Source organism: Niallia sp. Marseille-Q9988 (assembly GCF_976954375.1).
In genome coordinates this window covers 110,633-128,159 of the sequence record NZ_CDRJSZ010000013.1, presented here as the reverse complement: position 1 = coordinate 128,159, position 17,527 = coordinate 110,633, and the positions used below count along the sequence as shown (strand labels likewise).

Below are 17,527 nucleotides of genomic sequence, written 5' to 3'. Positions count from 1 at the left end.
TATGCATTTGAAGTCTGTTTGATTTTGTTATATTTGGTTACCGTTTTAGCCTGGCTAAGTACATTGACTAAACTTTGGTAATAATTTATAATTTAGTTATAAATGATGTAGTTTTTGTTTTGTTTATAAAAGGGAGAGGGTCAGGTATGAATACAGTATTAACTTTCCTTAATGGTTTTGTTCAGTACCGAAGAGGAAAACAAACAGGGTTAGCAGGTTTATTGGGACTTATTCTATTTGTATTGGCAGTTTACAGATGGGATATCACTTATCCAATTTTGGAATCTCTTAAAATCATTGATTTCTTTGATAAATTAGGTTTGATTTATGAAGGTGAACCAGGGACATCTTTGTATGCAATAATGATGTTTTTAACAAGAGCAGCAATAGTGATTATGATATTTTTAGCACTTGCTTTAATTTTAAGTTTATTTCTCATGATTATTGGTTCTTCGAAGTTAGGACAAGACTTATTAGCATATGTGGTACTGACTATCATGACTCCCCTTTTAGTATTATGGATGTTAGGATATTATATTGCTTATTGTTTTGGATATCGTACTAAAAAAGAAAAGGCAGAGGAATCATATGAAAAATGGCATCAAGATACTTTCGGAGAACACTCTGATAGATATAAAGATGAGCAATTAAAGTATGAAGAGGCTAGGCTTTCCGCTCCCGATTTATTAAAAAAATACTGTACTACTTACTATATAGAAGATACAATTAGTCAGTTAAATAGATTGCCTATGTTTGGCGATACCATTTTCATGATTGGTGAAACATATGACGAAAAACTATATATATTAATGCCTGACCCGTTACTTAAATATAATAGAAAAATGAATATCGAGTTTAAGCGGAATTATTCGACACCTATTAAAGCGGTCCTTTTTACAGTGGAAAATGTAATTTTGGAAAAAAAAGACAGTTCTAATATCATTAAATATAGACCAGAAAAAATGATTATTACTTTAAAAAGAAATCCAGAGTATAATGTTAATAGTGCTTTAATCAAATATGAATATTTAGAGGATATTGACTTCTCTGATATCAAGTCTTTTTATATGCCTGATGTTGAATTAAAAGATTTCAAACATTATATCAGCTCTTTTGGCAAAAAGAACGATTATAGAACTTATCTAGAGGATACGGTAGAAAAGTACTTTACTCAAAAACTACATCTTACCAATTTTTTATATCAGGACATCTCTAGTGAAAAATTTCATGAAGTAACTGATGAACTAAGGGAATTGAACGCTTCAAATGAAGATATAGTAAAAATGATAAACGATTCTCCCCAAATTCTAGGAGCGAATAATGAATAAAGATACATTAATTGAGTTATTAATACCACATAAGGAAAATCTTACTACAGTAGGTAATTGGGATGAATATGCTTCAAAACATAACCTTCCTTCATATTACTCATTAAGAAAGGTTTTTGGTGGCTGGAACGAAATCCGAAATGCAGTAGGAGTAAAAATAAAAAAGAAATACGATATAGATAGTCTTATTGAAATAGGAAAAAAACATAGGGAACATGCTAAAACAATTAGATTGTGGAATAAGTTTGCTTCTAACGAGAATGGAATCCCATCACCTGGTCAAATTTTAACAGTATTTAAGGATTGGTCATCATTTAAAAAAGCAATCAATGTAGAAAGTGTGAGAGCAACAAAATACACAAAAATAGATATTAAAAAAATGCTTGAAGAACACAAAGAGTTTTTTATATCTCGATCCCAATGGGATACGTATGCAAAGGAAAATAAATTACCGACATATAAAACAATAAGAAATTATTATAGTTATGAAGAGATTCTTAACATTGTGGAGAAAAAGAAAACATTTAATTTGTCTAAAGATGAACTTATAGAACTAACACTGAGAAAAGAGTATTTTTACAAATTTCTTAACTCGTCTAAAACAAAATGGGATGAATTTGCAAGGGCAAATAATCTCCCATCGTCGTATAAATATATCCAAACATTCGATACATGGTTAAAAGCAAAAGAGGAAATTGACAATGCATATTTAATAAATTCAAGAGGTACGGATGAATAGTTAATCCGTACCTTCTATCTGTTTTACGATATCCCAAGCGGAAGTGACTATTGAAAATGTAGAGTGTTGATGCTCCAACGAATGAGAGTATTCAGAAGGAGATATGAAAAAATTAACTTTTTTAGATATGTCATCTTTATATAAAATTTCTAATAAAACTTTATTTGAGTTTGGACCAATTCCTCCCTTAGATTCCTTAACTTTAAGTCCTTCAATTGTTCCATTTCTAGAAATTCTTTTTATGATTTCTTTAACCACTAACTCCTTATTTTCTTCTTTTGATTGAAATAAATCCTGTGAAAGTACTTCAACATCAAAAGCAGAAGTAAAATAATCTATATTATTTTGTAATAATCCAGTCATAAAATAGTTTATGACGTTCCTCTCAGGAGAAACGTCACTATGTTGGTTTGGTTCGTAAAAACCTAAATCTAATTCCATGTTAACCTTTGCATTCTTTTTTGCCCACTCCATCGTTTTATTTTGGTAGCTTTCATTCATTGAAATTTCTTCTGCTACTTCATTTTGCATTTCCTTTAAATCAACAGGAGTTAATTTTTGATTGGATGAAATACTAATATAAATAACTACACAAATTGTTAGAATTGAAACGCTTATGATCCAAAAGTATTTTTTTTTCATTATTTTTTCACTTCTTCCAGTGCTGCACTCGCAAGCTCTTCTCTTAATATTTTCCATTGATTAGCAATATTCGCTTGTTCTTTTTTTATTTCTAAATATTCTTGTCTTAGTCCATCTTTATCAACAGTAGCATATTCATCGCTACTACTATTATTGGCACTATCAATTGCTGTAAGTAATAACTGATGGGAGCGGTTGACTAGAACAATAAGATTTTGGTGAGTCTCAAATAGTTCAGGATTTACATCTAATGCTTCTACATTTGAAACAAGTTCATTTGATTTTTTTATTGTTTCTATCATTATTTTAGCGAATTGATTATTACTTACCTCATGGGTGTATAGACCATCCAAAGAGTTATTGAAATTTGTTAATATACTCGTCATTTCAGTAATATATTCCTGTAACGATTCATCGTAGTCTTTAAGATAATTAATATTATCCTCTGTAACTTTAATATTTGCATTAGAACTAGACGAACACCCACTTAAAAATATAGCTAAAACGATTAATATGATAGAAAATCGTAGTTTACTAATTAATTTCATTTTTCACACCTCTATATTAGGTTAAAATTTAATGTACAAAGCAGGATTTTTAGCATTGGCTTTGTTTGAAGTCCAAGCAGGTGAGTGAATTTCGAAATGCAAATGTGGTCCAGTCACATTCCCAGTACTACCCATGTATCCTAAAAACTGCCCTTGTTTTACTTTTGTGCCAGCAGAAACAGCTCTATTTTGCATATGTGCATATACAGTTTCATAATTCTTACCACCTATTGTATGTTGAATGTAAACAACATTCCCATATGAACTACTTAGATACGATCTATGCACTATACCATCTGCGACTGCATAAATTTTCACATTGGATCTTCCGCCTAATCCAATATCGATACCATAGTGAGTAGCACCCCATCTTGCACCAAATCCAGATGTTACTTTTCCTGTTGTAGGTCTGATAAAACTGCCTGGATTTAGTTCTGGAGAATCAGAACCACCGCTATAGGTAGCACTTGTTTTGAATTTTTCTGCTCTAGCTAATACATCATTAACATACCAATCTGCATGATTATATTGGTATATTGCTTTTCTTTTATCTTTCGAATATCCATTTTTAGATAGATAATTAGCAGCAGTAAAAATAGCATCTTCTAATGTAAACGGATCGGCTTTTCCATCATTATTACCGTCTACGCCGTACCCACCACCAGCTTTAATTACACTTAGGTTGGTTATATCGGTATTACTTGATACTCTTCCCCCTCCAATATTATATTTCCAGCCTGTCCAGGTACTAGGAAGAAATTGCATGTGGCCAACGGCGCCTGCATACGATATCATCGGTTTGATTGTACTAAAAGCTGTTTCTTTACTATGTATAGCAGCTAATGTATACCAATGAACCCCGTACTTTTTTTCTGCTGATAGATAAATAGGCATATATTGAGGAGGAACCCCCGCTCCAGGGATAATATCACCATCATAGCTAATATCATCAAAACCGAAGACACCGCCGTTCCCCTTTAGCCAATCAATATAATTTATATCTCCCTCTAGAAAGCTATAATTGGCCTCTATTAGCATTTTTTCGTCTAATCCTAGGCCCATAGAATTTAAAATGGAATCGAAATTAGCATAATCTTGTGTTACTTGTTTACTAGAATCAAAGTATTGTTGTCTAGTTTTAGTAGTCGTCTTTACTTCAATAACTTTATCCACCTTAACTGTCTTAGTTTTTAAAAGATATACTTTTGTATATCCAGTAGTGTTAACGTTATATTTCTCTTGTCTTTTCTCTTCCGCAAGTAAGGACTTCCAACTTTTACTACTGGAATTAAAAAATGGATAATAAGGATCCGTTTGATCTGCTAAATATGCAGGTACACTTAATGCTTTCCAATACTCCACCTTTTTGTCTACTTTTATAGTTTTATGAGTAATTACTGTGTTCGATTTCCATGCTGTTACTTTTGGTTTATAGGTAAATATAGTAGAGCCATTCCAATATTCTACAGAATTTAATTTCGTAACCATGTTTTTGGTATGCTGAATCTTTCCAACATCACACTTTTTACCTTCTTCACAAACGATTACCTGCTTTTCTTTCCATTCATCATACTGGCCATATTCGAACTCCGGTGCTAGTTTTGTTGCCATATTTTTGATTATTCCTTTTGTTTGTTTAAGACTATAATCTTTTTGTTCAAAGAAATCTAACATAATAGTAGAAGATATAAGCCCTTCAGGTACTCGATAAGGTCTTTCCAATTCGCTATTCATATTAACAGTTGATTGAGATTGCTCTTTAATATAAGCTTGTATCTTTGCATCATCGCCACTTAATTTACTATCTGTGGTCCAAAAAAAAGATAAGGCAACAGATATTAGAACAGTTACAATTATTGTTCCTAAGATTATTAAGATCCCAGGTACTCCAACAGTTCCAATAATCCATGATAGAATTTGTTTTAATACTTTTAAAATTACTTTTATTGCTGCCTTTAAGGCCTTTTTTCCAATAGCGACAGCTTTCTTTTTAAGTTTTTTAGAAAAGGGTTTAGATAGAAATCTACCTAATCCCTTCATCCCATTAACTAGCTTTTCATTGAGGGTTTCTTGAGTATTTTTATTATCACTCATAAATTATCACCTTAATGAACTAGTAAATGCTTTATTTCTTTGCATTTCTAATTGTTTTCTTGCAAAATTACGTTTATTCGGTACGGCATATGACATTAAATCTTCAGGTTTAAGTGAAGTTGTAAAATCACTATCCGAATCATTGAAATTAGGAACTAGTTTTTTATTTCGGACTTCGCAATTTGCTGTTATTATCTTATCATTTTGAACTCTTGCGTCTCCTGGTCCATAAGGAGAAATTCGATAAGTTGTTCCGTTTTTAGTACCTGTCATATAGCTTCTATTATGATCGACCACCATTTTTATATTTTCCATTTCGTTAAGTGCATCTTTTATATAGTATTGACCACTATCAACTAACTGATTGTAGCTTTGAACTTCTTGTATTACTCTTGGAGACTTACTGGTATTTCGATTGGTAAATAATTGATTAGGATTTACATTAATCTTAGGAGCAGGTATTTTCCCACCACCACTGTCTAGAGAATAGGAAGAGCTTGCTGTTAATAATTGACCATCTCTAACAGTTAAATCCTGATAAACCACTTGGTTATTTTTTAAACCAGAGTGACCTGATGCCATACGTGACACTACATGGGTTTGACCAGTTTTATCCCTAACTTGAACTACTGTATTTTTACTATCAGTTACCATTTGAATGGCACCTTGTGCAATTTCAGTTTGGCCATTATCTAAAGTAATCGTTTGAGCCATATGTGCTACATCAGAAATTTCTTTTATTTGTTTATTAACTGCATTGTTATATGGGTTAAAGCCCTTTAGACCAAAATCCTTTGAGTTGTTCATGCTTGGAGCGGCATATTTAGCCATAACTTGATATCCTCCAACCCCAGCTACAACTCCACCAGCATAAGCAACGGCATCTCGGAATTTTGCTTGCTTCTCTACCAAATTACTTGGAGTATAAGACTTATAATCATTTACAAAAGCTTTTCCGCCCTCTATAAGGCTTTCTTTTGCAACAGAAACTAACTGAGTAGGATTTTGTGCTAGACTATTTAGGTTTGGCTTGTTTTTAATAAATGAAGTGGCTGTTGTCATACCAAGTGTTTTTGTAGCATGACCAATTTTCGTATCTCCTACAAATTGACTTACTTCTTTAAGGCCTGAAGCACCCATCACCCCTTGTACTAGACCATTTCCTAATCCTGCTGTAAAACGTCCCGCTGAATTCTGGATAATTCTTTGTCCTAAAGGAAGATTAGGTGGCATAGATTTTTGAACTGATGAAAATATCTCTTGTGCTTTTCCGCTTGAATCAAAGTTTTGGTATGCTTGAGCACGAGGTAAATTACTGTTATTAGCAAAACTTTCTCTTGCCTCATTTATTTTCATACTTGCAATTTGATTATTAACGTATGGTACATTAACTTCACTACCCGAATACATGGAAGAACCTTTTACAGAAGCTACAGCATCTTTTACATTATTAATGGAACTAATAGATTTAAGTCCTTTATCAATTTGAGACATTGGAGCAGAAAGTCCACTTTGAAGCTGTTGAGTAATAGTATTCATACTTGCTTTATGGCTTGTGCTAACTCCCATTTCTTGTGCAATAGCAGAAGTTACTTTACTGATTTGAGACGGTGTACCATGAAGAATTGCATTACCATTATCACGAATGATGTTACCAATACTTTGTTGCTTTTGTTGAACTTCATTGTTCCATGCTTTTTGCTTTTGTTGTGCGTGATTCGTTACCATTTCGTTCGTTGCATTAGCTGGAAGAGGATTCGCTTTATCATAATTTTGCATAAAAGCTTCTTTATTATTATTGGCCCAACTTGTTGCTAAAGTATTAGTAGTTTTACTTATTTGTGAACTAGCTGTTTGTGCAGAAGATAATCCACCTTGTACTTGTTTGGAAATTGCATTTAATTTACCTGTATCATTAGCAGTAACGCCAAGTTCTTGTGCAATTGACTTTGTAACATTTTCTAAAGGAACTTTCTTTCCAGACATGATGGCATTACTTTGATTGCTCAATATACTTCCGATATACTGTTGTTTCTGCTGTACTTGGTTATCCCAAGCTTTTTGCTTTTCCTGAGCATGATTGGTTTTCATTTCGGAAGTAGCATTAGCCGGAAGAGGATTCGCCTTATCATAATTTTGCATAAAGGAAGCCTTATTATCATTAGCCCAACTAGTTGTTAATGATTGAGTAGCAGTTGATATTGGATTAGGTGAATAAACGGTATGTAGCTGATCCCCAATTTTATCTATATTACTTTGACTATTTTCTCCCATTATAAATCCGATATCTTTTGCCAATTGATTAGTAAATTGATGATTTTTCTCTTGTCCATTTCTCAACTTTAAATTTCCATTACCTAATACATTTGCAATGCTTTTTTGCTTACTATCAACTTCATTTTTCCATGCTTCCGCTTTAGCATTTGTATGTGCTACTTTCTGTTCAGGAGTTGCATTAGGAGGTAAAGGGTTCTTCTCATCATAGTTTTTCATAAAGGACTCTTTATTATTTTTTGCCCAATCTTTTGCAAGGCTTGTACTTGTCTTAGCAATAGCATTTTGGGATATACCCCCAGCCATTCTTTCAGCCATTCTTTTTTCAAAGTCTTCTTTATTTATATAGCTATGATTGAGGGGAGAACCATTCCCGATATCATTAGCAACATCTTTCGCCAAACTATTGATTGAACTTTCTTGCTCTTTTATTTTTGCTTGCCATGCGTTATCGCGTGATGTCTGATGTAGAGCTATATCCTCTTTACTAGCGTTTTGTGGGAGAGGATTTTTTTGATCATAATCTTTCATAAAGGCTTCTTTATTATTGTCAGCCCATTTATTTGTAAGATTACTAGTTGCGTTATTAACTAAAGAGGAAGCATTTGCGTTTTTTCCTTCTTTACTTTTCATTCCCGCAACCATTCCCCTAGCTTCATTTAAAAATCCAGCTTTCTTTGAAGATTTTTCATTCTCCCAAGCTTTATTAACAGCCTCTTCATGCGCATCTGGGAAACGCTCTTTAAAGTCCTTTTTGAACCCTTCCTCATTATCACTCGCCCATGCTGTAGCTTTTTCATCAGCAATTGCATTAGCTAGTTGTTCATCTGCTGCTTTATCAGCATTATTAATATCTTTAAATCCTTTAAGTCCATTTTTTAAAAGTGCTGAACCTCTGTTTGCTAATAATTGAGCACTTGCTCCACCTACTCTTCCTGCAAGCCCCCCAGCTATTCCCCCAGCATGAAAACCAGCTGTAGAGCCAGCTAGGACTCCCATTGGTCCAAGTGCTGAACCAGCGAGTGCTCCAGTAGCACCAAATACTGCCTTTCCGCTTCTTGAAAGAATATTACCAGGCTTTAACATCTTTTCAGCGCTTAAAGTAGTTCCCGTATCTGTACCAGTGTTAGCACCCAATGTTTTTTTGAGGTCACCAATTGCCTCTCCATCTTCTCCAATGTCTTTGCCACCTTCAGAAGATTTACCACTTCCTCTGTTTTTTGCATTAAGGTAACCTCTTTTAATCGCATCTGAAACTGAAGTACCCTGTAATGCTCCCTTTGCAGCACCGTACATACCGACTAACGCAGAACCTCCCATCATTGCAGCAGTCTTAGAGAATCCATCGTTCATTTTTCCGCCTAGTCCAATTAATGCTCTTATCGATTCCGTTACAGGAATAAAAATAATCATTAATATTACAGCTTCTATTGGATTTGCTCCCCCTACCATGACCGCCATTATGAAATATACCGCTGCGTGAATAGATTGAACAAATATAGTACCAACTAACTCTTTAAACCATGCTACAGTAATACCTTTAGTTTGAGGAATTAAGAAAAATACTAGCATTAGAGGTCCAATAATTAGTAACAACATAAGTGTGAATTTTCGCATAGAATAATAGAAATACGCCCATATACAAAGACCAACTTTTACTATTGTTATTCCTAAAACCCCTAACACTCCACCAGGATATTTAGATATTTCAATAGAACTTTTTAAGTTTAATAAGTCTACATCTGAACTAAATAAACCTACGATTGCTTGGTTAGTAAGGAATAAAACTGCATATATTGTGTACAAATTAGCAAATAGTACAGCTACTAATAGAAGTTCTTTAAAATATTCAATAACATAGGTTCTATTAGATGGATTTATACTCGTTGAAGATATTTTCATTGCCGCCATAATGATACTTATTAATAAAACAGTAACAGCTAAAGCGGTAAAACTATTCATACCGGGAGTATATACCTTTGTTATTTCTTTTTCTGTAAAAGTTAAAAAGGCTAAATTTTCATTGCCACCAAATATTAAACTTTTTAAAGTGGGTAGACTTTTAAAAGGTGTCGCAATCCAATCGCCCATTACAGAAAACAATGAAGATATAAGTTCCTGGAGCTTATTCAATGTAAGATAGCGCCTCCTTTTTAATAAAATCTATTAGCACTTTGTGCTTGCCTTTTCATTGTCTCTTCATAAACGGCTTCATTGGATTCGATAAAGAATAATTCCTCTTTACTAGGATTAGTCCTTAACCAAACCGAAGATTTACCAACTCGAAGGATTCCTTCCCCCTTATCTGGATTACCAAAGAGAATATTAATTTCTCCCTCTGATAAATCAAAGTTCTCTCGTATTGCTTTTAAATCTAATTTACTTTGTTTTAAAAACATAAAAGAATACGTGTTTTGTAAAATTCCGCGAGCTTTCTTATTTTCAACAAATCGAACAAAGTCCTGACTAGCTAGTCTTAAACCAGCATTACGTTTTCGAGAACGTCTAGCCATTTTTTCAAGGAAATTGACTGTTTGTTCTGAATCTATTAAAGTCCATGCTTCATCTGCGTAAACAAATTTCTTTAACTTTGAGTTATCCAAATTTTTCACAAAATGCTCCCATGTATAGTTAAGTAATACATGATAAGCAATTGGTCTTAAAAAGCCCTCTTCCATTTGGCTAATGTTAAAATTAACGAGTCTAGCAGATTCTAATGATTGATTTACACCTTTTCCTAAATATGTTTGACCGTCAAATATAGGCTTACTACCAGTTCTTAAAAAAGGTTTAATGGCTGCAATTAATCTAAAAGCTTTAGGCTCTTCCCCAAACTTTTCAACTAAGTATTCATTAATATCACTAATTGTGGGTTCCGGTTTTCTAACCCTTGATTGAACAATTTGGTTGTTAATGGTTGCTACGTTATCTTCAAACAAGGATTCCGGATGAGAAGTGATCTTCAATGTATCTTGGATTACATACTGAAGCGCCTCTTCTAAATAATTTCTTTCAAATACATCCAGTCCGTTGTCCTCTTGGTTTTTTCCCCTACAAATAATGTCAAAGAAATCAATTGCTTCATTTATCTTTTCTCTTATTGGTACAAACCGAATATAGGTTTTTCCGTCTTTTTCCACTATCTCTTTTTCATCATCTTCTTCTATTAAACTTAGTTCTTCATCACCATCTTCAAATGGAATATCTGAATAATTTAACGCAAGTGGGTTAATGCAAATATCTTCTTCTTCATTTATGTTAAGGTTAATACCACCTAATCGTTTTGTTATTTTTACAAATTCCCCTTCAGGATCTATTAATCTAGCATATACATCTGCTCCGGTAAGTTCTCTTGCAATTAAGAGTTTAAGAGTAACGGACTTTCCGCTACCAGAAAATCCAGAAATAAACATATTATAATTATCAGGTCGAAAATCTTCATTTCCGAAACTATTTATAAATTCAAGTTGATCAGTAATTTTATTTATCCCAATAGGAACTCCACCCATGTACTTTCCACTTCCAGAAATAAAAGGCGAGAAAGTAGATAAAGCACGTCTATCTATATTTCTAAGAGAATCATGTATTTGGTTTTTTCCAAAGGGCAAGATACTTTTGAACCCCTTTTGGATCCTGCCCCATGTACTAGTTAATCCAAAGAAAGAACTACTTAATTCATCCTCTAAAGACTCACTAAAATAGTTTAATTGCTTCTCATTTTCTGCATATAACATGGCCAAAGTTCCAACATTAAACATATCATTTTCACCAAACTGTATTTCAGACATCAATAAGTCTGTATCTCTTATCTTTGCTGTTAAATCATTAATTTGGTCAATATTCCCTCTTTTCGTTTGAAAGGAGAGGTTAGATTCCAACATTGTAATTTGTCGCTGAAGAGTACGGATTGCATCTGATTTACCAACTTTATGAATATCAAGAAATACATCTACCTCTCCACTTGATAGTAAGGAATTGAGCCAATTGGTTTGCATTTTCCGTGGATATCCATCTCGAGGTATGTACATTGGTCTAAAATATGTTTTTGTACCTAATGATGTCTTTATAACCCCATAATCTTCCGACTCAATTTTTAAGCCTTCCGGAGAAATAATTTCCCACATTGTTGGTTTTGTATCAATTTGATAATCTATATCTTTTACTTCATTGCTTTTTTTATTTTTATTCCCTTTTGCTTTCTTACTAGTATTTTTTTTAGCTAGCTTCTTTTTCTCTTGCTCTCTCTCTTTCGTTTTCATTATCTTCATATTCCTGAATCGTCTCCTTTACTAAGTCAATATGAGAGTCTGTTTGATCTGCAGTTACATATAATGCATCCTTTTCTTGATTAACCAAATCTTTAAATCGGTTTTTTACAGCTTTACGACGATTAAATGTATAGTAAAGTAATTCATAAATACCTTCTGTTGGTAAAAGAGAGACATGTATATCGGCTTTTCGCAATTGATTTCTTGCTGAATTAACCCTTCTCATTAATTCAGCAAAAGCTTTATCTACAATTTTTTCTTCTAACTCTTCTTCAGAATCCGCGCTAATAGAGTTAACATTTATTTTATGAGTGAAAATCATATAAATTTTAGTTTCAAATCTTGGTGCAGATTTTTGCCATTCAACAATATCTGCAATCATCGCTTTTCCAAATGAAAGGGCAGCTTCATTTAAATCCTTGGATTCTTCCATTACTTTATTCATTGCTTCAATAGGCTCCGAAACATCAACGAATCTATTTTGGAGATAAACACTTACAGGATAATTAAGTGTTGCTGTCCAACTCTCAAAAGTCACATCAATTGCCTCTTGTTCAAATTGGCTTTTAAGAAAATAGTTAACAGGGTCTACTTCAGCGATTATAGAAAAAGAATAATCAGTATAATGAATAAGGTGATTAGATATATCTTTTACATCTGAGAATAACTCTTCGAATATTCTTGGATCTTCTTCGGCCTGAAGAGGATTATTCTTCCCTTTTTCATTATTTTTCTTATTTAACTTTATTGGTGTTGCTTTTTTTCCTCTACCTGGGATAATCGGTTCCTTCAGCATGATTTTCATGAAAACATATGCACCAACTGCAAAGAGCAGCATAATCAAAAGAGTTCCCACTTTAACTATTCACCATCCATTTCTTTGGATACGTTCCTTTTCTCCATATGCCATTTTGTTTTTTCATGTTCATTTTTATTAAAAAGTACTGATCGAAGTTTAAATGAAGATTTTTCTTTTTAAAAAAGCCAAAAACAATTACGAAAATTGCTGTTGGAATAACACTAAATACACATGCTATCAATGCCACAATAACACCGGCACTTGAGAATATTTTGTATACCATTGGGATATATGCATAAACTATTGACCCTGCTGCTCCTAGATAAATCAATTGTCTAATTGAGATGAATCCCAAAATAGTTTTTTGTTCAGATGCCATATCTATTGGAACCTCAGCTCTTCGACTCATTTAATAATTTCCCTCCTAGAAATGAACCCCTCAATGTAAAGTACGATAGAGGGGTTTCAAATCAATATTTAAGCTCCAAATCCTGCAAAATAACCAGCTATTACTTTTGCTTGTACAATAACAAAGACTCCGATACCCGCCATTGCAAGACCAATAAAACCTTGTGTTCTATTTTGTGGATTCCCTTGTGAGCCTGATAACTTCATTCCAGCAAAGATAATACAAGCTAGTGCCCATATTGCACCGATTCCTGTGATAAGATATACAACGTTATTTAACTGGGTATATATCTTACTGTCTTTTACATTCCCTTGACTGGTGATTCCAGCTTTTTTCCATGCTGCTAATGCAGACTCTGGAACAAATAAGTAAAGATAGGTTAGTATCAGTGCCCCTAGGTAAAAAGGAATATCATTTAACCCTTTTACTCTTTTGATTGCCCCTGTCTTCATTCTTAAAATCCCTCCTTTTAAATCAAGGAAAAACCAATAAAAAAAGTCCCCGAAAAGACTATGGAAGATTGTACTTATGTACAATGCCATAGAATTCTCGGGGACTTCCCGTTGTTTTTTCACTTGTAACCTTATCATAATAAAAACAAGAAATATGGTCAAGGTATTTTAGCCAAAAAATATACTGATACGAAACCCAACTTTAATTTAAAACATCAGAAAGTAAAACTATTAGAAGAAATACTAGATAATGCTGCTCTTGATATATTTATTAATATGATTTTAGAATTTTAATTTCTCGTGATTAATTCTTAGGAAAATTAAATCATTCAACCAAAATATTACACTACTAGAGATGATCATATAATAAAAATTTTGGTCTAAGTAAAATTTGGGATTTAGATCGGTAGCAAGCGGATAGAAAATCAAATTAACTATAAAACCTAATATAAAAAATAATACAAAATTTTTAATATAGGAATTATTTAGGGACTTTCTAAAGAAAAATTGAATGGGCGCTCCTAATACTAGATAGATTAAACTAAAAATTGTAAAAAATAACAAGAATGAAGCTAAATCAAAAGAGTCGAAAATAGAAAATGGAACCGTGTTAATAAAGTAAAACAAAAAAAGAGCAAGAAAAAAAGCTGAAGAAACAGAACAAATTAATAGTCTGATAAAAAAGTTGTTTATTAATTTCATGATAAACATAGTACCTCCTCCTAATTCCAATATTAGTAAGTTATACCTATATATAGTATAGATGTATATTGTTACAATTAATTATAGCATTACTACTATACATATATAGGTTTGTAATGAAAATTTAAAAAATAAAAGGAGCATTCCTGTTAGAAGGATTTTCGGGGACTTGAACAAAAAGAGCCCTCTTGGTATGATGCGGGGTGTCAAATCGTCGACGAAATGACCCCTAATTTGTAACCAAGGAGGACTCCATAATGGATTTTAAACAAAATCAGAAAATAAATCAAGTCACCGAGAAAACACTTGTGGTCGGAATCGATATTGCCAAGCGTACGCATTACGCTTGCTTTGTAGATGATCGCGGTCGTGTGCTTCAAAAGTCTTTTGCTGTTTCCCAGTCTAATAGCGGTTTTAATTATTTCTATCAACGTATTTTGACCGCAATGAAAGAAAATGAAAAAACAGAGGTTATTGTTGGGATTGAACCTACTGGCCATTACTGGCTCAATTTAGCTTATTTCCTTGAGGAACGGGGCATCCCCTTAGTAATGACAAATCCGATGCACGTCAAACGTTCAAAGGAGTTAGACGACAATCTTCCAACTAAACATGACCGAAAAGATGCGCTAGTAATTGCTCGTCTTATTAAAGACGGTCGTTTCAGTTATCCGCGTATTTTAAAGGAAATGGAAGCAGAACTTCGTGTTGGCTCAACTTTTAGAAGCAAGTTGGTAGAGGAGTTAGGCTCTCTCAAAAACATGATGATTCGCTGGTTAGATCGCTATTTCCCAGAGTTTACTCAGGTGTTTCCTTCATTCGGAAAAATGGCTTTAGCTGTACTTGAATGTACTCCATTTCCGAGTGATTTTCACCAAAAACAACCCGATGAAGTCTTAACCCTTTATCGAAAGGTCGAGGGGCTAAAATCCCCACAAAGACCAAAAGCAGTGCGCCTTATTGAAGTCGCGGCTAACTCTATCGGGGTAACAGAAGGACGTGAGATGGCCCACATTGAAATCGCCACGCTCGTTCGCCGTTACCATCAATTAGAGAAAGATATCGAAAACATTACGGTGCACTTAGTTGAACTTGTAAAAACGTCTGTAGAGTATGAATGGCTATCAACCGTCCAAGGACTTGGAGATACCACCATTGTTGACTTATTAGCCGAAATTGGAAGCTTTTCACACTACGAAGATCCACGCCAACTTATCAAACTCGCGGGATTAACGTTACGTGAAAATTCCTCTGGTCTGCATAAAGGACAAAAACGTATTTCTAAACGGGGCAGACGAAAGTTACGTGCCCTCCTGTTCCGAGTTATGATGCCTATGATTCGCCATAATGAAGCCTTTAGAAAGCTGCACGAGTATTACACAAACCGTCAGGTTAATCCATTACGCAAGAAGCAATCTATCGTGGTTTTATGCGGTAAGCTATTAAAAGTATTACATGGAATTAGTACCAAGCACAAAGCGTTTGACGCACAGCGAATGATGAGGGATATTCCAGGTCTCGCAGAGGCTGTTTAAACCCTACATCCCCTTAATAAGACAATAAGACCTAGACAACAGGATGACACGGAGAAGCTGGCAATATATTTTCCATTCGACCTTGAGTCCCTAAAGGAGCTTCGCTAGCCTCTGCCTTATGACTAGACCGAACGAAGGAATGTAGGCACATAGATGCCCAGAGACATGGGAGGGTACGTCATCATAAGCTACGCAGAGATCCATTGTGCATCGCATAATTCCCTATCACTACTTTCTATAATTATCCAGTAGTGACCGCGTAGCGTACCCGTAGGTTGGAATAATTACACATAATATATAAATTCTGTTAGGAATCGTGTCGAAAAATATTTTTTTGACACCCCAACAACGGCTCAAACCGTTGATAAATCAATATTTATAGAGGGAGGAAAAAATGTATAAAAAAAAGATTATTTTTACTTCAATTATAGCCTTAGGATTTGCTATGTCTCCCTTAATTGTTAGCGCTGACAATGATGTAACTGTTAAAACAAATGATAATAAGGTGATCTTAGAGTTAAGCCCTAAAAAGAACGAATACTATAAAATATACAAAGACGACCAGTTAGAATATAGTGGTACAAACAATAAATATACAGACTATATTGATCAATCACAAAAATATAAAATAGGAGTCTATTCAAATGGTAAACTAAACGAGGTACTCTCTGTTAAAGCGGCTGATAATAAACATAATATTTTTGAACCAACATCTATGAATACCGCAGAAAAAGAGGAATATATTGATAGCATAGTTCAAAATACAAGATTAGAAACTATCGTCACCTCTAATTCAGTAACTATACAATGGCCTAAACTTCCAGATGAAGATAATGTTTATGAAATATTCAAAAATAATGTAAAAATCGCTGAGACAACAGATCTACATTATGTTGATACTAATGTAGAGAGTGGCAAAGAATACAATTACATGCTAAAAATTAATAATGTTGTTTCTGAAGAAACTGCAGATTTAATAAAAAATGAAGCAATAAAAGAAAAAATAGTATTAACTGATGAAATGTTTGAATATGATGGCTCAATATCTACCCTAGTAGCAATACCATCCGTAGAGGAAGAGTCATTGACTGAAGATCCAATTATGGATCCTATCTTTGAAAAGGCAAAGGGTAGCGGCACTATTGGTACAAAAGCAATTCCTAAATCAAATGAGTTTTCATTTGATTACAGGACTTATATACCATTCAAGTCAGTTAAAAATCCAAATGTTTTAACTAATGATGACTATCCTTACTTAAAAGGAGATAATAGATCAAATCCTACTGCTTATTCTGACAAATACAGAACAGAAGCTAGAGTATATGCAATGTTAAGTCAACCAGCAGCAGTAACCTTATGGAAAAGTGTTTCAAAATCACATTATTGTACTGCTTCAAGCTGTTCATCACCAAAATCTCTTGGAACTGCATCGGATAGTGGAATTAAATTACTTAAACATAGAGTTAAAACTAATGACTTAATGTGGGCTGTGAATCATGCAGTGGGTGTTCCAAAAATTTCTGCTCCTAAAATTGATTATAATTATGTTGCTCAACTTTCTAATAAATCATTTATTGCTTATGGAAAACATGATAGAGCACCAAGTCATGAATTTTATATGAATTACCCAACTGGTAGCAAGAAAATTTATTCCCATCAAGTTACTAGTTCACTCGAATTTTTATTGCTTTTTGGTGTCGTACAAGGATCATGGAGTTTTGATATGTAATAATAAAA

12 protein-coding genes are annotated in these 17,527 nt (G+C 33.6%); 4 read left to right on the top strand and 8 right to left on the bottom strand.

All coding sequences use genetic code 11. From position 1 onward, the window contains the following. Window positions 1-146 precede the first annotated feature (146 nt). Together ACWNMZ_RS20920 and ACWNMZ_RS20915 are read left to right on the top strand one after the other, a co-directional pair. On the top strand, window positions 147-1,328 hold the full coding sequence (locus ACWNMZ_RS20920) for a hypothetical protein (RefSeq protein ID WP_251628532.1): 1,182 nt from the start codon (window positions 147-149) through the stop codon (window positions 1,326-1,328). Then, the gene (locus ACWNMZ_RS20915; RefSeq protein WP_251628534.1) at window positions 1,321-2,067 is read left to right on the top strand and encodes a hypothetical protein; all 747 of its coding nucleotides are present in this window, start codon (window positions 1,321-1,323) and stop codon (window positions 2,065-2,067) included. Before ACWNMZ_RS20920 ends, ACWNMZ_RS20915 begins: the two co-directional genes overlap by 8 nt. Here the strand turns inward: ACWNMZ_RS20915 and ACWNMZ_RS20910 are convergent, their stop codons facing one another. The 8 genes from ACWNMZ_RS20910 to ACWNMZ_RS20875 all read right to left on the bottom strand — a co-directional run bounded on the left by ACWNMZ_RS20910 (window position 2,068) and on the right by ACWNMZ_RS20875 (window position 13,553). Further along, window positions 2,068-2,709 carry a hypothetical protein gene (locus ACWNMZ_RS20910; protein WP_449598868.1) on the bottom strand — a complete coding sequence of 214 codons (642 nt, stop codon included), beginning with the start codon at window positions 2,707-2,709 and terminating at the stop codon, window positions 2,068-2,070. Further along, complete coding sequence (locus ACWNMZ_RS20905) at window positions 2,709-3,257, bottom strand: hypothetical protein (protein ID WP_251628538.1); 549 nt, start codon at window positions 3,255-3,257, stop codon at window positions 2,709-2,711. The genes ACWNMZ_RS20910 and ACWNMZ_RS20905 overlap by 1 nt, the downstream gene beginning before the upstream one ends. Before the next feature lie 21 nt (window positions 3,258-3,278). After that, a complete protein-coding gene (locus tag ACWNMZ_RS20900) occupies window positions 3,279-5,351 on the bottom strand; it encodes a peptidoglycan DD-metalloendopeptidase family protein (RefSeq protein WP_251628539.1) in 2,073 nt (690 codons plus the stop codon). 6 nt (window positions 5,352-5,357) lie between these two features. Further along, window positions 5,358-9,758 carry a type IV secretion system protein gene (locus tag ACWNMZ_RS20895; RefSeq protein ID WP_251628542.1) on the bottom strand — a complete coding sequence of 1,467 codons (4,401 nt, stop codon included), beginning with the start codon at window positions 9,756-9,758 and terminating at the stop codon, window positions 5,358-5,360. A gap of 20 nt (window positions 9,759-9,778) precedes the next feature. Beyond that, window positions 9,779-11,893 (bottom strand): VirB4 family type IV secretion system protein, encoded by a 2,115-nt coding sequence (locus tag ACWNMZ_RS20890; protein ID WP_251628544.1) that lies wholly within the window; start codon window positions 11,891-11,893, stop codon window positions 9,779-9,781. Beyond that, complete coding sequence (locus tag ACWNMZ_RS20885; protein ID WP_016204244.1) at window positions 11,841-12,749, bottom strand: hypothetical protein; 909 nt, start codon at window positions 12,747-12,749, stop codon at window positions 11,841-11,843. Before ACWNMZ_RS20885 ends, ACWNMZ_RS20890 begins: the two co-directional genes overlap by 53 nt. 1 nt (window position 12,750) lies before the next feature. Then, window positions 12,751-13,101, bottom strand: a complete 351-nt coding sequence (locus ACWNMZ_RS20880; RefSeq protein ID WP_016204245.1) for a PrgI family mobile element protein — start codon at window positions 13,099-13,101, stop codon at window positions 12,751-12,753. Window positions 13,102-13,169: 68 nt separating this feature from the next. After that, window positions 13,170-13,553 carry a pilin gene (locus ACWNMZ_RS20875; RefSeq protein ID WP_016204246.1) on the bottom strand — a complete coding sequence of 128 codons (384 nt, stop codon included), beginning with the start codon at window positions 13,551-13,553 and terminating at the stop codon, window positions 13,170-13,172. Between the two features lie 959 nt (window positions 13,554-14,512). Here ACWNMZ_RS20875 and ACWNMZ_RS20870 point away from each other — a divergent pair. Both ACWNMZ_RS20870 and ACWNMZ_RS20865 read left to right on the top strand, forming a co-directional pair. Continuing rightward, window positions 14,513-15,790: an IS110 family RNA-guided transposase gene (locus tag ACWNMZ_RS20870; RefSeq protein WP_031536138.1), complete on the top strand. Its 1,278-nt coding sequence runs from the start codon at window positions 14,513-14,515 to the stop codon at window positions 15,788-15,790. A gap of 394 nt (window positions 15,791-16,184) precedes the next feature. Continuing rightward, the gene (locus tag ACWNMZ_RS20865; RefSeq protein ID WP_016204248.1) at window positions 16,185-17,519 is read left to right on the top strand and encodes a hypothetical protein; all 1,335 of its coding nucleotides are present in this window, start codon (window positions 16,185-16,187) and stop codon (window positions 17,517-17,519) included. The last annotated feature ends 8 nt before the right edge of the window (window positions 17,520-17,527 follow it).

Coding starts and splice junctions, on each gene's coding strand:
- ACWNMZ_RS20880 (WP_016204245.1), bottom strand. CDS start 13,101: ATGAGTCGAAGAGCTGAGGTTCCAATAGATATGGCATCTGAACAAAAA.
- ACWNMZ_RS20910 (WP_449598868.1), bottom strand. CDS start 2,709: ATGAAAAAAAAATACTTTTGGATCATAAGCGTTTCAATTCTAACAATT.
- ACWNMZ_RS20920 (WP_251628532.1), top strand. CDS start 147: ATGAATACAGTATTAACTTTCCTTAATGGTTTTGTTCAGTACCGAAGA.
- ACWNMZ_RS20915 (WP_251628534.1), top strand. CDS start 1,321: ATGAATAAAGATACATTAATTGAGTTATTAATACCACATAAGGAAAAT.
- ACWNMZ_RS20905 (WP_251628538.1), bottom strand. CDS start 3,257: ATGAAATTAATTAGTAAACTACGATTTTCTATCATATTAATCGTTTTA.
- ACWNMZ_RS20900 (WP_251628539.1), bottom strand. CDS start 5,351: ATGAGTGATAATAAAAATACTCAAGAAACCCTCAATGAAAAGCTAGTT.
- ACWNMZ_RS20865 (WP_016204248.1), top strand. CDS start 16,185: ATGTATAAAAAAAAGATTATTTTTACTTCAATTATAGCCTTAGGATTT.
- ACWNMZ_RS20890 (WP_251628544.1), bottom strand. CDS start 11,893: ATGAAGATAATGAAAACGAAAGAGAGAGAGCAAGAGAAAAAGAAGCTA.
- ACWNMZ_RS20870 (WP_031536138.1), top strand. CDS start 14,513: ATGGATTTTAAACAAAATCAGAAAATAAATCAAGTCACCGAGAAAACA.
- ACWNMZ_RS20875 (WP_016204246.1), bottom strand. CDS start 13,553: ATGAAGACAGGGGCAATCAAAAGAGTAAAAGGGTTAAATGATATTCCT.